This is a genomic window from Armatimonadota bacterium (genome assembly GCA_039679645.1).
GTDB lineage: Bacteria > Armatimonadota > UBA5829 > UBA5829 > UBA5829 > UBA5829.
In genome coordinates this window covers 1-17,475 of sequence record JBDKUO010000042.1, presented here as the reverse complement: position 1 = coordinate 17,475, position 17,475 = coordinate 1, and the positions used below count along the sequence as shown (strand labels likewise).

16 protein-coding genes are annotated in these 17,475 nt (G+C 53.0%); 3 read left to right on the top strand and 13 right to left on the bottom strand.

Features of this window, described 5'->3' with window-relative positions; all coding sequences use genetic code 11:
- The first annotated feature begins 5 nt into the window (after positions 1-5).
- From ABFD83_08750 to ABFD83_08740, 3 genes are all read left to right on the top strand, one after another.
- Positions 6-1,265, top strand: coding sequence for an ammonium transporter (locus ABFD83_08750; protein MEN6357157.1), 1,260 nt, complete (start codon positions 6-8; stop codon positions 1,263-1,265).
- 157 nt (positions 1,266-1,422) lie between these two features.
- On the top strand, positions 1,423-1,761 hold the full coding sequence (locus ABFD83_08745) for a P-II family nitrogen regulator (GenBank protein MEN6357156.1): 339 nt from the start codon (positions 1,423-1,425) through the stop codon (positions 1,759-1,761).
- Positions 1,762-1,763: 2 nt separating this feature from the next.
- Positions 1,764-4,325: an ACT domain-containing protein gene (locus ABFD83_08740; protein ID MEN6357155.1), complete on the top strand. Its 2,562-nt coding sequence runs from the start codon at positions 1,764-1,766 to the stop codon at positions 4,323-4,325.
- A 5-nt stretch (positions 4,326-4,330) separates the two neighbouring features.
- Here the strand turns inward: ABFD83_08740 and mnmE are convergent, their stop codons facing one another.
- From mnmE to ispE, 13 genes are all read right to left on the bottom strand, one after another.
- Complete coding sequence (mnmE, locus tag ABFD83_08735) at positions 4,331-5,686, bottom strand: tRNA uridine-5-carboxymethylaminomethyl(34) synthesis GTPase MnmE (protein MEN6357154.1); 1,356 nt, start codon at positions 5,684-5,686, stop codon at positions 4,331-4,333.
- A gap of 60 nt (positions 5,687-5,746) precedes the next feature.
- Positions 5,747-6,466, bottom strand: a complete 720-nt coding sequence (gene jag, locus ABFD83_08730) for an RNA-binding cell elongation regulator Jag/EloR (GenBank protein ID MEN6357153.1) — start codon at positions 6,464-6,466, stop codon at positions 5,747-5,749.
- Positions 6,467-6,564: 98 nt separating this feature from the next.
- The gene (locus tag ABFD83_08725) at positions 6,565-7,821 is read right to left on the bottom strand and encodes a YidC/Oxa1 family membrane protein insertase (protein ID MEN6357152.1); all 1,257 of its coding nucleotides are present in this window, start codon (positions 7,819-7,821) and stop codon (positions 6,565-6,567) included.
- 26 nt (positions 7,822-7,847) lie between these two features.
- A complete protein-coding gene (yidD, locus tag ABFD83_08720; GenBank protein MEN6357151.1) occupies positions 7,848-8,063 on the bottom strand; it encodes a membrane protein insertion efficiency factor YidD in 216 nt (71 codons plus the stop codon).
- Complete coding sequence (gene rnpA, locus ABFD83_08715; GenBank protein MEN6357150.1) at positions 8,060-8,398, bottom strand: ribonuclease P protein component; 339 nt, start codon at positions 8,396-8,398, stop codon at positions 8,060-8,062. The genes yidD and rnpA overlap by 4 nt, the downstream gene beginning before the upstream one ends.
- Before the next feature lie 64 nt (positions 8,399-8,462).
- Positions 8,463-8,597 (bottom strand): 50S ribosomal protein L34, encoded by a 135-nt coding sequence (gene rpmH / locus ABFD83_08710; protein MEN6357149.1) that lies wholly within the window; start codon positions 8,595-8,597, stop codon positions 8,463-8,465.
- A gap of 177 nt (positions 8,598-8,774) precedes the next feature.
- Positions 8,775-9,863 carry a redox-regulated ATPase YchF gene (gene ychF / locus ABFD83_08705; protein ID MEN6357148.1) on the bottom strand — a complete coding sequence of 363 codons (1,089 nt, stop codon included), beginning with the start codon at positions 9,861-9,863 and terminating at the stop codon, positions 8,775-8,777.
- A gap of 73 nt (positions 9,864-9,936) precedes the next feature.
- The gene (locus tag ABFD83_08700) at positions 9,937-10,623 is read right to left on the bottom strand and encodes an SIMPL domain-containing protein (GenBank protein MEN6357147.1); all 687 of its coding nucleotides are present in this window, start codon (positions 10,621-10,623) and stop codon (positions 9,937-9,939) included.
- A gap of 71 nt (positions 10,624-10,694) precedes the next feature.
- The gene (locus tag ABFD83_08695; protein ID MEN6357146.1) at positions 10,695-11,252 is read right to left on the bottom strand and encodes a hypothetical protein; all 558 of its coding nucleotides are present in this window, start codon (positions 11,250-11,252) and stop codon (positions 10,695-10,697) included.
- 195 nt (positions 11,253-11,447) lie between these two features.
- Positions 11,448-12,641, bottom strand: coding sequence for a hypothetical protein (locus tag ABFD83_08690; GenBank protein ID MEN6357145.1), 1,194 nt, complete (start codon positions 12,639-12,641; stop codon positions 11,448-11,450).
- A 1,069-nt stretch (positions 12,642-13,710) separates the two neighbouring features.
- Positions 13,711-15,612 carry a 1-deoxy-D-xylulose-5-phosphate synthase gene (dxs, locus tag ABFD83_08685; GenBank protein ID MEN6357144.1) on the bottom strand — a complete coding sequence of 634 codons (1,902 nt, stop codon included), beginning with the start codon at positions 15,610-15,612 and terminating at the stop codon, positions 13,711-13,713.
- A 1-nt stretch (position 15,613) separates the two neighbouring features.
- Positions 15,614-16,369 carry a nucleotidyltransferase family protein gene (locus ABFD83_08680; GenBank protein MEN6357143.1) on the bottom strand — a complete coding sequence of 252 codons (756 nt, stop codon included), beginning with the start codon at positions 16,367-16,369 and terminating at the stop codon, positions 15,614-15,616.
- A 4-nt stretch (positions 16,370-16,373) separates the two neighbouring features.
- Positions 16,374-17,258, bottom strand: coding sequence for a 4-(cytidine 5'-diphospho)-2-C-methyl-D-erythritol kinase (gene ispE / locus ABFD83_08675; protein ID MEN6357142.1), 885 nt, complete (start codon positions 17,256-17,258; stop codon positions 16,374-16,376).
- Positions 17,259-17,475 lie beyond the last annotated feature (217 nt).

Genomic DNA, 17,475 nt, shown 5'->3' with positions numbered 1-17,475 from the left:
TGTGCATGCTGGTCGGTATGCAAACGGCATTTGCGGACTCAGCCGGTAAGATAGACAGCGGAGACACTGCTTGGGTGCTGGTTTCGAGCGCGCTGGTCATGCTTATGACACCGGGTCTTGGACTCTTTTACGCAGGCATGGTGCGCAAGAAAAATGCTCTGGCCACAATCTTGCAGAGCTTTATGATGTGCGGGCTTGCCGCAGTGATCTGGGTCCTGTGGGGCTACAGCCTTGCTTTCGGCACAGACCACGGCGGGCTCATAGGCTCCCTTGAATATGTTGGCCTCAGGGGTGTAGGGATGACTCCACTGCCCGGCCAGACCATTCCTCATCAGGCGTTTATGATCTTCCAGGCGATGTTCGCCATCATCACTCCCGCACTAATCACAGGCGCCTTCGCCGAACGCATCAGGTTTAATGCATTTTTTATATTTATTATAGTCTGGCTAACTGTGGTGTATTGCCCGGTCGCGCACTGGGTATGGGGTTCAGGCGGATGGCTGCAAAAAATGGGCGCATTGGATTTCGCCGGCGGCACCGTCGTTCACATCTGCTCGGGTATCGCTGCTCTGTGCTGCGCTATTGTGATCGGGCGAAGAAAGGGCTACGGACGCGAGGAGTTCAAACCGCACAACCTGACCATGACACTTGTAGGGACTGCCCTGCTCTGGTTCGGATGGTTCGGGTTTAACGCAGGCAGCGCTCTCGCGGCTAACGGACTTGCAGTTAACGCGTTTGTTGTAACCAACACGGCTGCAGCTACAGCCGCGCTATCATGGGTTATAATCGAATGGCTGCACAGGGGTCAGCCGACCGCTCTGGGGTTCGCCAGTGGAGCCGTAGCCGGACTGGTGGCAATCACGCCTGCTTCCGGATACGTCGGGCCTATGGCAGCAGTTTTACTCGGCTTGGTTGTCAGCCCGATATGTTACTGCGCAATCCTGATCAAGGGCAAGCTCGGTTACGATGACGCTCTGGACGTCTTTGGAGTGCATGGTGTCGGGGGAACCTGGGGAGCCATTGCGACGGGTCTGTTCGCCAGCGCAGTAATCAATCCTGCCGGTGCAAACGGTCTTTTTCATGGAAATGCCGCATTGCTCGGCAAACAGCTTATTGCAATAGTGACTGTCGCAGCTTACTCGTTTGTTGTCACATTCATTATCCTGAAAGTGATCAATATATTCACCCCGCTTCGGGTCAGCAAGGCAGACGAAGAGACCGGTCTCGACCTGAGCCAGCACGGTGAAGTCGGCTACAATCTCTAGCAGCCTCCAGGTAAGATATCTGAAGGCATAAGAATTTCTTATCGCGAAAATGCGAGAGAACGAAATAGGAAAACTTCCCTTTCGTGTTTTCGTAATTTTTCATCCCTCCAGGTATCCCTACCTGGAGGGAAAGTGGACATTCAACAGGAGAATTCACATGAAAAAGGTTGAAGCAATTATCAGACCGGGCAAACTGGACGATGTCAAAGATGCATTGGACGAGATCGAAGTCAAAGGGATCACAGTCATAAACGTTATGGGCGCGGGCAAACAGCGCGGCCGCACGCAGTACTATCGAGGCCAGGAGTATGTGGTAAATCTACTCGACAAGACAAAGATCGAGACGGTTGTGCCGGACGAGATGGTCGAAAGAGTAGTAGAAGCGATTACTAAAGCGGCGTTCACAGGCGAGATAGGAGACGGCAAGATTTTCCTGAGCAGTATTGATGATGTGATCCGAATCAGGACCGGTGAACGCGGAGAGACGGCGATTTAAGTATGGACCTTACTAAAGCCGGACTGGAGACACGCTTCGAATCTTCGACGGACGCAAAACAACTGGCCGACAAACTATCATCCGCGCGCGAGGAGTTGGCCGATCATTTAGCCGAAACGGGCGGCATCGAGATGATGCACGCCTACAGCGACCTCACCGATGCTCTTGTCCGCCGGATTTTTCAAATCGCCGCAAAGGCCGCAGAACAGGATGATCCCAACACCGCAAAGAAAGCTCTGCGCGAAATCGCTATAGCCGCAGTCGGAGGTTATGGGCGAAGGGAGATGTCGCCGTTCTCGGATGTCGATGTCACATTCATCGCAGGCACAGGTGATGATGACGATATAGACCTGGTAGTCAAGCGCGCTTTTCGGATATTGATGGACGTTCTGGAACATGCCCAGATCAAGGTCGGATACTCCTACAGGCGCGTAGATGACGTGGAAAACCTGCCGCTGGAGACCGAGACTGCGCTCCTTGATGCAAGATGGATATCAGGCAATAAAGCTCTGTTCAACGCATTCGAGTCGGCTCTCAGGCAGGCAATCACTCCCGCCGCATTCGTGATCGGCCATATAAACACCAGAGACAACTCAACCGGCACGCCATACCTGGTCGAACCCAACATCAAAGAAGGGCGAGGAGGCTTGCGTGATCTGCACGCCGCGCGGTGGGTCGCACAAGTCGCGTTCGACCTTACAGGACCGGATATTTGGGACGGCCTGCGGTCGCGCGGAGTGGTATCCGATGTCGATATAAACGAAGTAATGAATGCAACCGAATTCATGGCCAGGACCCGCAATACTCTACACCTGCTCACTGGTCGTGGAATGGATACTCTGAGTTCCGGCAGGCACCAGGAGACAGCAGAAAAGCTGGGCTATTGCAGTAATAACTGCCCGACTCCGCAGAAGTTTCTCTCGGCTCTCTACAATCACATGCAAAGTATCCGGCAGGTTTTTCATAAAGTGGCGGAGGCATGTCTTGAGCAGCAGCTTGAGATCGAGCCCGGCATATTTGCACATGCAGGAATGCTGAAAATACTCGACAGGGGTCTTGCTGCACGCGAACCAGCCGCTCTGCTCAGAGTATTTCAGCATGCGCGCGACTATGACCTGCGCATACACCGCGAGGCATGCGGTCTTATCACCGACAGCGCAAATGGTCACAATCCCGGAAGCGATTCGCTGCGGAGCTTTATCGATATCATCTCAAGACCGGGGGCAGGCGCCGTGTTGCGATCTATGGCTGAACTTGACGTGCTTGAAACGGTTGTGCCCGCATTCAAGAACTTGATGACTACAGTCCCCGGTGATGCGGCGCACAAGTTCACGGTCGGCGAACATAGCCTACGTACTGTCGAGCAGTTGGATGCGCTCTTTACCGGTAATGACGAGCAATTTACGGATGTGCTTTCGCGAGTGCAAAAACTGGAGGTACTGTATCTAGCCGCGCTGCTTCATGACGCAGGTAAGTCCGACGCCGGGCGCGACCATGCCAGGGTCGGCGCATCAATCGCGCGCAAGACGGCAGTCGCGCTTGGGATGCCTGAAGAGTCACAATCAAAAGTCGAATTCCTGGTCAAGCATCATCTGCGAATGGCTGAGACGGCAAGACTGCGCGACCTGCATCAAAAACGAACAATCCGAGATTTTATGTCGGTCGTAAAAGACTCTCAACTGCTGGATATGCTCTTTTTACTGACTGTAGCCGATCAGAGAGCGGTCGGCACGCGTAACTGGAATCAGATTCAAGTGAGGTTCCTGATGGAGCTGCATGAGCGCGCCATGGCTGCACTGCGGTCTCCTGAGTCGTCGTCACCCGACCTCGACAGGCACAAGAGAAGAGTGCGCAGGGAACTGTGCCTGGCAAACCTGCCGCCGGACGAGGTTGATGAGCACTGCGCATCCATGCCCGCCAGCTACCTACTCAACACTCCTCCGGACGAGCTTGCGGCGCATATAGGCTATGTCCGAAATGCCAGAAAAGGCTCTCCCGCTATTGAGATCAGAGACGACCGGACAGGGCAGTTTACAGTGCTGACTGTTGTCGCGAAGGACAAAAAAGGCCTCTTAAGCGATATCGCCGGAGCGTTGAATGCAATGAACATCGACGTACATGCAGCTCAGATATTCACCCGCCACTCAACCGACCACATAGCAATAGACATACTTTTCATAGACTTCGAGGGACGCCAGCTCACCCAGATGAAAAAGTGGCAGCTTGAAGGTGATCTGACAAGCGTGCTTACAGGACAGGTAAGCGTTGACAACCTGCTCAGCCGCTGGGGAAAGAAGAAGTTTGAGAAGTCCGAAAAGTTGAGCATGAGCGTGCTGGATAATCTCTCGGACCACGAGAGCGTGATCGAATTCCGAGCATTTGATGCGCACGGAATCTTGCACTACCTCACGCGTAAAATTTCCGAGTTGGGTTTCGACATACACTCCGCTCGTGTGGCGACATGGGGACACGAGGCGAGGGACGTCTTTTATATCACGAACAAGGATGGCCGGAAGCTCAATGAGGCTGAATTGGAAAGCCTCGGGCAAGCGCTGGTAAATTAAATTCTCTACTTCCCGATGCAAAACTCGGAGAATATCCTGTCGAGCAGGTCTTCGCTTGCGCTTTCGCCTGTAATCAACCCAAGTCTGTTTCGAGCGGCAATCAAATCGACACTGAGCAGGTCTATAGGTTCGGCGCATTTGAGTGTCTCAAGCGCCTGGTCAAGGCTCTCGGAGGCTGAGATAAGTGAGCGCTGGTGACGAGCATTGCTTACCAGCACACTCTCGCCCGCTGCTGCCGATGAGACGGCAGTATCAGCGATCCTGGCTTCCAGCTCGTCTATACCCTGACCTGTCGCCGCGCTTGTCATTACGACAGGCATACTGCTGTCAATAGAAATTTCACCCTCAGGAACGAGATCGACTTTGTTGACTACGATTATCGCAGGTTTGCCCTCGCACTCTTTGGGGAGAGTGGCGCGAAGATCGCCTGTTGCGTCCAGGACCAGCAGGACCAGGTCGGCCGACTGTATCGACTCCCTTGTCCGCTCGACGCCTATCTTCTCCACCGGGTCGTCCGTCGCTCGCAGGCCCGCTGTGTCCATAGCGACAATTGGGATGCCGTTAATTTCAAGGCTCTCCTCTATCACGTCACGCGTGGTACCCGGAATTGGGGTCACAATCGCCCTGGCGTGCCTCAGCAGTGCATTGAGCAGGCTCGACTTGCCGACATTGACCTGTCCGGCGATCACCAGTCGCAGACCCTCTCTATAGACCCGCCCTCTGCCGAACGACTTTAGCAGATCGTTAACATCGTCCCGCGAGCCTTCGAGTTCAGCCTTTATCCAGTCCGGCTCGGGCTCAGAAACGTCATCCGGGAAATCTATTGCGGCCTCTATGGCAGCGATCACTCCCAAGATGCGGGCGTTGATCTCCCCCACCCGCTTCGAGAGTGCGCCGTCAAGCTGGCGCAGCGCGACTTTTCGCGCATCATCCGTCTGGGCGCGTATGAGGTCATTGACCGCTTCGGCCTGAGCTAGGTCTATCTTGCCGTTTAGGAACGCCCGCTTAGTAAACTCGCCCGGCTCAGCAAGACGAGAACCCGCGTCGAGCGCAGCAGACAATGCACGCCTTAAAACCGCGATCCCGCCGTGGCAGGATATCTCGACGACATCCTCACCAGTGTAACTTGCAGGAGAGCGGAAGATCGTCAGGACTACATCATCTATTGCGCTGCCGGTCTTGGGGTCGATCAGAGTGCCGTGGTGGGCGGTATGTGTGGGCAGTTTCGCTATATCTTTATCACCGCAGGTAAATAAACGTGATGCGGCGCTGAGCGCTTTGGGGCCGCTTATCCTTATCACTCCTATGCCTGCGGACCCGACAGGAGTAGCTATTGCGGCGATAGTATCAATTGAGTTCATAATGGTTGACAGTTGACGGTTGACGGTTATTTCAACTGATAACCGTCAACCGTCAACCGATCACTTTTTCGGTGATATCACAACGTGGCGATAGTCGCCTTCGCCCTCGCTGTAAGTATATACATCCGGGTCTTCGGCCAGAGTCATATGCACGATCCTGCGGTCTCGGGGGTTCTGAGGGTCCAACACAGCTTCTCTGCCCTCGGCCCTTACGGCATCGGCATATTCGTGCGCCTTGGCCTCGATAATCTCCTGATGGCGTGCGCGGTAGTTCTCGGCATCCAATATCAAGCGGCGGCGAGTATCGGAATACTTGGCAACCGCAAGGCCGACGATATACTGCAGCGCATCAAGAGTCTGACCGTGCTTGCCTATGAGGATCGCAACGTCGTCACCGGCGATGTTTACCACAACCTCTTCAGCATCCGCAGACTTCAAAACAGGCTTGGCATTGACTTCCATTGCTTTAAGCACATCACCGACTATGCGCAGTGTTTCATCTACAAAGACATCGCCCTCGCCCGAGAAGCCGGCAGGCTCTTCGTCGGTAACCACTTCCACAGGCACCTCTCTGGCTTCTTCAACAGGCGCCGCGCTTGGCACATAGCCCTCTTTCACCCACGCTTTAACCGTGGTCGGCATCTGACCCAGGCCCAGGAAACCCTTGGTGCCCTCCTCGACTATTTCATACTCAACGCCGTCGGCGCTCACGCCCAACTGCTGGGCGGCTGTTGCCACGGCCTCTTCTATTGTTCTTCCACTAGCCTCAACTGTATTCAATTGACGCCTCCATTAAGTTATAGGTTTTGGGTATTGGGTGCTGGGTGATGGGCTGACACTGTCCAACATACACTCAGTGCTCAAGTAACCCATTCAAATCATCTTCGTCGTCTGCGCCTGGAGCGCGAGGCTCTGTCCGTATCGGTCGGCTCAGTCGGAGCAGGCGCACCGGGCGCTGCTGCTCCGGCGGCAGGCGGCTCGGGAGCGCGCATGATCAAATACTGCTGCCCGGTCTGAAGTATGTTCAGCACCAGCCAGTAAAGCAAGAACGCAGACGGATAGCCCGCGAAGATAAACGCAAACATCAGCGGCATCATTATCGACATCATCTTCTGCTGCTCGGCCTGCGTGGGGTCTACAGCAGACATCTTGGTCGATATATACATGCTGATCAGATAGAGCACTACCAGTATCAGGTCCGCTTCTGCCAGATTTCCGGCGGTAAACCATACCTTGCCACCCACCGGGCCGATAGGCAGAGTTTGCCCCCAAAGGTGCGATATGCCGCTGCCTATCCACAGGAAAGACGCCTTCTCAAACTGGAACTTGTAAGCGTTTATCATATAAAAGAGCATCATCAGGATCGGCATCTGCACCAACAGCGGCAGACAACTCGCAAAGGGATTGACCCCATGCTCTTTATACAGGTCCATCGTCTTCTCGCCGATGGCCTTCTGATCGCCCTTATACTTTTCCTGAAGCTGCTTCACCAGAGGCGCTATCCTCTGCATCTCTTTCATGCTCTTGAACTGAGCCTTGGTTAGAGGTGTAATCAGGATTTTTATGATAATCGTAATTAGGATAATTGCAATCCCATAGCTGTAGTCAGGATTGGAACCTGTGAGCTTTACAAAAGAATCGATGATTTTGTATAGAATGCCTTTCGAATTCTGTTTATCAAGTTCACTGGCGAACTTAAGCCGCATCTTCTTAGCATCGGCAACAATATCAAGAACCTGCCGAGCTTCAGAATCTTCCATATCATTGAGCAGTTCCGACTTAGGCCGGTCATAATTGTTGATCAGCCTCTTAAAGGTTTCTACGGAAGTGTTCAGATTAAAGGTTTTCGTCCGCTTGTCGGCTGTCCCATAGATCAGGGCTGTCTCATAAAGCGCCTTTGCGCCCTCCGGCATGCCGGAGTATTTCTTGTTATTAGCTATATCATTGAGATATTTGATTGCCTGCTGGTAGTTATCGTTCTTATCGGAAGTACGCGTGGATTTCTCGGCGGCTGCAACGGCTTTGTCTGCCTTGGCGAAGAGTACATCTGCCTTGGAAGCAAAGCTGAAAGTTGCAGCGCTCAAAGAAATCAAGAGGATAAATATAAGTGCAAGTGATGTCTTGGGAAGTCTCATAGTAAGTAACTGGACAGGCGGATCGGTTATTTGACCGGATCATAGCCCCCTTCAGCCCAGGGGTGACAGCGACATATTCTGCAGATTCCCATCCAGATGCCCTTAAGGCAGCCGTATTTCTCTATCGCCTGTGCCGCATACTCGGAACAGGTCGGCAAATATCTGCAGGTCCGCGGCCAAAATCGTCTCGAAGCCTGTTGGTAAACACCTCTTATAAGCAGTAGGATAATCTTTCGAATCACTTCAGGATGCCCAGCTTTCGAAAAAGCCTATCGACGGACACTTCAAACTCGGCCAGCGTCGCCCCCGCGGCCCTTCGACGCCCCACAATCACGACATCATACCCGTCGGCGATATCAGTAAGCATCAGCCTGACGGCCTCCCTCAGAAGCCTCTTTATGCGGTTGCGATCGACAGAACCACCGAGCTTCTTGCTTACGGAAAAACCCACGCGGGTTATCCGCTCGTTATTGGCAAGTGCGTACACTACAATGAGGTCCGTTGCAGCGGACCTCCCTTTTGAATACACCTTTGCAAACTGCGACCTTCGCCGCAGCCGCCACGCCGAGGGTAACATTATTCTGCCTCGCCGCCAACGGCGACCGCGCGCCCTATGCTAAAGGGCGCGCCATCACACATCATTAAACAGTAAGTTCCCAGCGGCCTTTTGCGCGCCTTGATTTTAATACCCTTCGTCCATTGCGCGAAGACATGCGTGACATAAAACCATGTTCACGCTTGCGCGCCCGGCATTTGGGTTGGTATGTGCGTTTCATTCGTTTACTATACCCCCTAGCTTGAGCAATTATATCATACCGCTCAACTATCTTACAAGCGAGGCAATTGCGATGAGATCAAACCCAGCGATTTTCCTGCTCGACCGCTCCTCAATTAAGCGGGAAGGCAATAAAATCGCGGCCAAATTTTCTATATCGCAACAATCTCCAAGCAGGTCAAACCTTAAACCTAATATACATCACGTCGCCGTCCTGAACGACATAGTCTTTTCCCTGAAGCGCCACTATGCCTTTCTGCTTTGCAGCGTCCCAGCCACCGGCTGCTTTTACGTCCTCAAAATTGGCTATCTCAGCGCGGATAAAGCCTCGCGCGATGTCCGAGTGGATTGTCCCGGCGGCATCGACTGCCCTGTCGCCCGCGTGGATCGTCCAGGCGCGCACCTCCGGCTCACCGGCGGTAAGAAATGATATAAGACCCAGAGCCTTGTAACAAGCCCGTATCAGCACGTTTCTGGCAGGCTCCTCAATACCCATGGACTGCAAAAACTCTGCTTCTTCCTCGTCAGAAAGCTGAGATACCTCCATCTCGACCTGTGCGCACAGCTCGATCACCGGCACTCCCGACTCTTCGCAGGCCTTTCGGAATGCAAGTATCTGCTCATCCGCAGAGCCGATACGGTCTTCTGCAATGTTCAACACCGCAATCATTCGCTTCAGGGTCAGAAAGTCATAGCCGCGGATGGTCTTCTCTTCCTCTGGCGTAAACTCCAGAGTCTTGAGAGAGTTCCCCTCCTCCAGCGCAGCCTTGATGCGCTCCAGCAGTTCCATCTCAGTAGCCGCGGGTGTCAAAGTGCCCTTCTTGACCCCATGAAGCTGCTTTTCTACACGCGAAATGCGGTTTTCAACAAGCTGCAGATCGGCAATCATCAGCTCGTCCTGCAGGTTTTGAAGGTCTGCCACAGGCGTCGCCTGCTCGCCTGCTGATCCCGCAAAGCCCCGGACCACATGCACCAGCGCATCCACCTGCCGCACGTCCGAAAAGAAATCAGAGCCGAACCTGGTCTTACCCTGGTCGGTCGATATCTTAGCAGCGCCGTCGATAAACTCAATGCTGGCGTATGTTATCTTTTTGGGATGATATTCCTCGACGAAATAATCTACACGGCTGTCCGGAACGCTCACCACACCGATATTGGGTTTGGCTGACTGGCCGTAGCTCTCCTCAATTTTAACAGTGCCCCTTGTCAGGGCCTTAAATAAAGTGGTCTTGCCGGACGACGGCAACCCCACGATTCCAACTCTCATTGCATCACCTGAATCCGTATTGTCGCCCCATTGTATCACATCCAAGGCTCAATACGCCAAACCGGGCGATCTCCTACAATATCGCGTAAACCATGGTCACGGACGCGGATACTGTCAGTTCGCCGGGTATGATCGGGGTCGGAGCGGCCTCGGACTTGGTCAGACCCGCCAGCATGGGCCTGGGGGCGTAACCTCCCGCCTCGGACATAGAGACAAGCCTGCCCAGCTTCACACCAGCCGCATCAGCCATTGCCTGCGCCTTGGATTTTGCCTGAGCTATCGCCTTGACCAGAGCCTGGCCGCGAAGCGTAGTATCGTTCTCTATGGAAAAATCTACGCCCTGAACGTTGTTCGCACCCGCCTTGACACCTATATCAATTATCGAGCCAACGCGAGCCAAATTCCTGATTGTGAGGCGAATCTGGTTGGACACGCCGTATCCCACAGTAACAGGAGGTGACTTTTTGTAGTCCATTATCGGGTTGACGGAGTAATTGGTGGTCTCGATATCGCTCTTGGCGATTCCCGCTTTCATGACAGCGGCGATGACTGAGTTCGTTATCCCGGCGTTATCCTTGGCGGCTTTTGCGGCATCATCGGACTGGGTATTCACCCCAAGTGTCACGTAAGCGATATCCGGCTGAGCTTTGACTTCACCCGATCCGGTTACCATTATGCCTGTGGTCTCTGCATCCGCCGCCGCTGCAATTGCAGGCAACAGCAACAAAGTTACAACGATAGAAAAGCAAATGCGGTACATAAAAACACCTCCGAGTAATTTGCTGGTTTGCCGCTATTATACCCGGAGGCGCGTAAAACTCATCCTATATGTTATCGAGTGCCGAACCTGGACTTATTAAATTTTACTATAAAGCCCAATTTCTCTTCATCCCAGAGCGTGTTCGCCAGGAAATGCTTGCCCGCTGAGTCCTGATCGTATACCTCGACGATTACCCTCTGACGGAACTTCTCAAGTATGATCTGTGCTGCCATTCTCGCGGCGTAGTCTATCTCATCGGCGCTTACACCCTGACCCACAATAATCTCAAAGTGTTCCTGATCGACAAAACGGGCAGAGTCAATAGCCGTGCCGTAGGACTTGCTCTTTGCAAAACTAAGCGCAAATTTGGCGTGAGCGGCATCATCATAAGTGCCCTTGCCCCTGTAACCCGGTTGCCCGCCATACTCCTGCGGAGGCGTCCCGCCTCTTGAAGATGTCCATATGAGAACAACAGTCATCAGCAAGACGGCTATCAAACTGGCAATCCAGAGTTTGTTGTTATCGGATATACGCTGAAGAGGGCCGGCGCTCTGCCGCTCGTCGTTTGGGTCGATCTCGACCGCCCAGCCTTCTTGTCGCTTGCGACGCTTGAGTCCCAGCATGACCACACCACGCCTCCCGGAATAGAAGTTAGAAGTAAAATGAAACCGTCAATGCAACATTATACCAGAGTTAATACGAATTTTGCGACCCGAACAGTTCCTATGTTCATATTGGCGGATTCGGAGGCTATCATGAGGGTAGAAGCAGTCCCCTGCGCTGCTTCGCAGAGGACTGCATTATTTCAAACTCAAATATGTCTGCTACTCAGTAACACGCATAGCAGTATGAGTTCCGTCTTTGTTCACCCATGTCAGTGTATTGCCGCTAATTGTAATCGTCACAATGCCTGCATCCGAAAAGCCCCAGTCACCGGAAGTATCTGTTATCACTGTCGCGCTGATTACACCCGTAGCCGGATTCCATGAATATGTGCCGCGCTCCATTCCGTCTCCGCAGCTATACTCAACAGCAGTATGATGCTCAGCCATAAGGTATGTTCCATCCGCAAGAAAAACGAGCAGAACATCGTTATTAGAATCTGCTGAAATCCATGCGCCAACCAGTGGCTTTGAGGAGTCAGAGGCCACTTTTGTAAGCTTATCAATATCTCCCTGTATTGTCAGCACATTTCCACTGATTGCAGCCGTGCTCGAAAAGCCGCCGTCAAATCCCCAATCACCATTTGTGTTCACACTAGACGCACTGCCGGTAAATGCACTGGTTTTGGGGTCCCATGTATATGAGCCGATCTCCATTCCAGTATGGCCACCGCCATCACTCGCGCCTTCCTCGATGCCAATGTAGCGACTGCTGTCAAGGAACGTAATGGCCAGTATATGCGATCCATCACGATACAGCCAAGTTCCCACGAGAAGCTTAGCAAGATTGTCAGAAAGATGATCCTCCGCGTCAGCTTCAGAGACCAGTGCCGTCTTGGTGCTGTCAAGAGCCTTGACTATACTCAACAAACCATCACTACTGAGCGACTGTATATTAGTCATTGATTGGTCAGCAGCCTTATCAAGCACACCACTCGAGAAAGACATTTTATCGTTGGTCCCGCTGTTGTTGAGCGTCATGAGAAGCCTGACAATCTTTACAACTTCCGGAGTAGATGCATTAGCGCCGGTTTCATCAACAAGGTCCACAGGAGTTATAACCGACTGGCCCTGTGCCTCACCAAGGGCCAACTTGCCGCCGATTGAGAAGCGAACAGACTTACCGACTTCATATGTAAAGGATCCATCAGCGTTTGTAACACCCGTTATGCTGCCTGACTCATAAGTAAGCCCCGCCACAGGAGCATCGATAAACTGTCCGGTGGCTGTAGTCGTTGCGGCAGTCACATTTGGAGTGGATGAGCCTCCCCCACCGCAGCCAAGCAGGCATAGGCATAGGACTAAACAAGAGATTATCATGATCAAGATTCGCATTTCTGTCACTATTCGTTGCATATTGATATCCTCCCGGTCTATTTATTTGACCACTCATGCACAATTGAGCAGCGTATGGCAAGATATCATGACAGAGCTTGTTTGTCAAACAATCTGAAGCAATTTCCGCAGATTTTGAACAACATTTAAGCTGCATGTAATAGCTGCATCATCATGTCGTGTTTATGGTCATAAACTTACGGGAGGAAATTTCAGCAGTGTTTATACTTCGCGGGCGTATGCCCCGAAGCTTGCGCAATGTAATTCATATACTCCGGGAATGGCGCTAGTCATATAACCTCGAAATCCAAATCAATCGTAATTTCTGCAGCTTGCACTATACGACGCAGGTGAAGAGCCGCGGTAACTTACCGTTGAGCTATCTTATTACTCAGCCGTTCCCACTACATATAACTAACCCCTCCCAAAGTGTCCGAAGGGACACTTCGTGTATTGTAGCCGTGACTTCAGTCGCACGGCTTCAATACACCCTCTCTAAGCCTAACCCATTCGTTGCTTCGTGCAGCAATCAATCTAGTACAGCCTATCAATTTTGAGCTACCTCGCTGCCGAAGCCGCCGGACCAGCGATACTTTCCGTGTTTGGCAATGAAAGCTGGAAATGGGACTCAAGTCCCTGATACGCAGATCCGGGATTCAAATCCCGGACCATCAGTATAGTTGGTTGATATAGCTTGTTTTATGCTGCGGGAACGGCGCATACATCTCAAGTTATCATATCCACACTGCCGTAAGTTCCCGCAGCACGCCCAACCCCATCGTCCATTCACAACCTGTGAACAACATTTAATCAAAATACCATGGTCCGTTAACCACATTTTGGCCGAGTTGTCGTCTTATAATTATAGGAGTGAATGCTTCGCGGACATATGTCCCGAAGCTCCGTGCAGCCGCTTCGGAGCATACGCTCGCGAAGCATCATTGCAAGAGGAAGGAATTACAGATATAAAAAAACAGCCAAAACGAACTCCCCACGCTCAAAAACCCGAATTTCACGCTCAGTTCGTTTTGGCAACAATGTAGAATTCAGCACTATCACTGCTACCCCACTCAAGGGAAACACGAGAGGCTTATGATACCAGGCTCTTAACTTTGAGGAGCTTTTTGGCAGACTCCGCAATCTTATCCGCAGTCAGGCCGAGCATTTCATAGAGTCTGCCGTTCGTGTCGTGCTCGATAAAGGCATCCGGCACGCCGATCCTGTGGACAGTATTTAGCGGGTATCCTTTAGACGAGGCAAGCTCGAGTATAGCCGAGCCGAACCCACCGACTACCGTGTTGTCCTCTATCACCAAGACAGGCAGCCCGCGCTTTAACACGCTCAGTATCAACTGCTCATCGAGAGGCTTCACAAACCGTGCGTTGATAACCTCAACGCTCAGTCCTTGCTCATCAAGAATCCTGGCGGCTTCGAGTGACGGGTAGACAGTCTCCCCGACAGCTATTATCGCCAGGTCGTCACCATCGGTAAGCTTCTCGCCCTTGCCTATCGCCAGAATTTGGGGCTCACCCGGTTCAAAGGCGCAGGGACCGCTGCCGCGGGGGTATCGCACTGCCATTGGGCCGTCGTGAGTCAGAGCCGTAGCCACAAGGTCGCGCAGTTCCATCGTGTCCTTGGGCGCCGCCACAACCATATGCGGGATTTGCCTGAGAAATGACAGGTCGAATACGCCGTGATGGGTCGGGCCGTCCTCGCCGACCAGGCCCGCTCTGTCTATCGCGAAGGTGACCGGCAGGTTCTGCAGGCAGACATCGTGTATAACCTGATCATAGGCTCTCTGGAGAAATGTGGAGTATAAGGCCACCACCGGATGCAATCCGCCCGCCGCAAGCCCCGCCGCAAATGTGACCGCATGCTCCTCAGCGATGCCTACGTCAAAAAATCTGTCAGGGTAGGCGTCGGCGAACCTGGCAAGGCCGGTACCGTCGGGCATAGCGGCAGTGATCGCTACTATTCTCTCGTCCCGCTTTGCCATCTCGATCAGGGTCTCGGAGAAGACCTTGGTATAACTTGTATTGCCTGTGGCGCGCTCGATATTGCCGTCCGCCACGTCAAAACCTGAGATGCCGTGGAAGATGCGGGCATTGTTTTCGGCAAACTCATAGCCCTTGCCCTTTTGAGTGACCACATGGATCAGAAGCGGGCCCTTAATGCGTTTGGCGTTCTCGAAAACATCCATCAGGACCTCTGTATTGTGGCCATCTATGGGACCAAGGTATGTAAACCCGAGTTCCTCAAAGACCACACCTGTCTTGGAGCCGAGAAGACGGGTCACGCCATGACTGAGACCCTCGGCTGTGCGGGTAAGTGTCTTGCCTGCGGGCATCTTGCCTACAACTTCCTTGGCGCGTGTCTCAACTCTCTTATAAAGTTCGGCCATTCTCAGTTTGCTCAGATGAAGCGCCATCGCCCCGACGTTCTCGGCAATTGACATCTTGTTGTCGTTAAGCACGACTATCACATCGGTCTTGAGCTGCTCGGCATTGTTCATGCCCTCGAGCGCAAGGCCGCCGGTTATTGCTCCGTCGCCTGTGATTGCGATCACGTGCTCCTTGCCGCCGCGCAGGTCGCGCGCCTTGGCGAGGCCCAGCGCCGCCGATATGGACGTGCTGGCGTGGCCTGCGCCCATGGGGTCATACTCACTCTCATCGCGCTTGGTAAAGCCGGAGAGCCCCCCACCCTGGCGCAGAGTCGAGAAAGACTCACGGCGGCCGGTGAGAAGCTTGTGAGCGTATGATTGATGGCTGACATCCCAGATCATTTTGTCGTCGGGAGAGTTAAAGACGCTGTGGAGAGCAATCGTAAGCTCGACTACGCCCAGGTTGGACGCAAGGTGACCGCCGGTCTTGGAGACCGTGTCGATTATAGTAGCCCTGATCTCATCGGCGAGCTGTTTTCGCTGTATATCGCTGAGCCCTTTGAGATCAGCCGGGGTATTTATCTTGTTAAGTACCGAAAAATGCTTATCCATGTTAACTGCCTAAAATTCTTCTCACTACTTCCAGATCGGAGGGCTTATCCACGTCCTCGCCGATCTCGGGATATGCGCTCACAACCGCGGCTACCTTTGCGTCAAGCATCCGCGACACCGCTCTTTCGAGCATGGATATTCTCAACACCTGCGGGATGATCTGCGCTATTATTACTCTCAGCAGGACGCTCAGCCCGATCATTCGAGCAAGCCCAATAACGTGTTTTCTAGCTGAATACGCTTTGGCAATGGCGTCCCAACTGTGCTCAAAGAAGCTGCGGCTTGCGAGCATAAGGTTGCCGCCCGTAAATACGCCGTCGCCGGTCTTCAGATATGTCCGATGAAGCTCAGGGTAGTGTTTGACACAGTGCGCCTTCGGAATGATCGGAAATGCGAAATCTACATCAAGCCGGACTGCGCGCTCAAGAAAATCTTCTATGGCCTCTGGCGTGATAAGCGGGATATCCGAGCTAACTATAAGCACATTGCCGTCCGATTTGAGAGCGTCGATGCCCAGTTTGATGTTGCTTACCAGGCTATCACCGGGTTCGATAACCATATCCGGACCATCGGCGCTGACATCACCTACCGCCGCTATCCTGCCGATTGACGGTGAAGCTCTGAGGGCATCTACAACCCAGCCGAGCATGCTCTTGCCGCCTATATCGACCATAGCACGGCTTTTGGACGGCTCTGTCGGGTTCAAATCCGCACCAGCGGGCGCTCCGGCCAATATTATTGCATCTATTTTACTCATTGTATTAACCAATCAGGGAAGACTTATCCCTGCAGACTGTGCAGGTCAAGAACACCTGCGCAAACTCGCCCATCAGGCTCAAAGTCGCCTGTTGCGCCATCTCGTGAGTTCCAAACACTCCAAACACTGCCGAGCCGGAACCCGAGAGCATGGCTCTCTGTGCGCCTGCTTCCATCAATCTGGATTTTGCCAGTCTGACCTCATCAAAGGCAGCGGACACTACCGGATCGAAATCATTGCACATACTCGCTATCAGGCTATCTCGATCAGAGTCGCGGACCGCATCTTCGGCTCTCTGGCTCACCGACTCACACCTGCCTGACGATGACTTGTCCAACTCGCCATATGCCCAGGCAGTTGAGACCCCAACATCGGGTTTGATCACAACCAGATACATCTGCAGCACGTCAGGCAGCGGATCAATTATCTCTCCCCTGCCGCGCATGCGCACAGTCCCACCGTATATAAAAAGCGGCGCATCCGAACCTGCCGCCGCTGCAATATCCGCAAGCTCTTTTGCCGAAAGGCCGCAGTCATATAATCGGTTAAGACCCGCGACTGCTGCAGCCGCATTCCCGCTACCGCCGCCGAGTCCCGCCTGCATAGGTATACGCTTTCTCAGCATGCATTCGACTCCAGCATGGAGACCTGCCCGATTAAAAAACTCTTCGCAGGCTCGGTATATTATGTTACCGGGTCCCTCAGGCACACCATCAATATCACATGTGACTGTAATCACGCCAGGCTCGGCTTTGGTCATTACCAGATCGTCGGTGATGTCTATTGTCTGGACGATGCTGTCGATCTCGTGATAGCCGTCCGGGCGTCTATCCGACACCTCAAGCGTGAAGTTCACTTTTGCATATGAGACCAGCTCGACTTTGTTCAATATCTCACCCGTAAGAAAGGCGACCGACTGATCGGACGCCCTTGGGTAGTTTATCAGTGCCAGCCTGTTATGTCAAATGGGTGGACAAGGGAGGGTGTATGTCAAATTTGCGGAAAAGAGTTGTTTCGGGAGACCCTTCTCCCGAAACGCCCCTGGTGCAGCAAGGTATCGGGACAGGGGTGTCCCGATACAACGGGGTTTATTCCGTAGATATGAC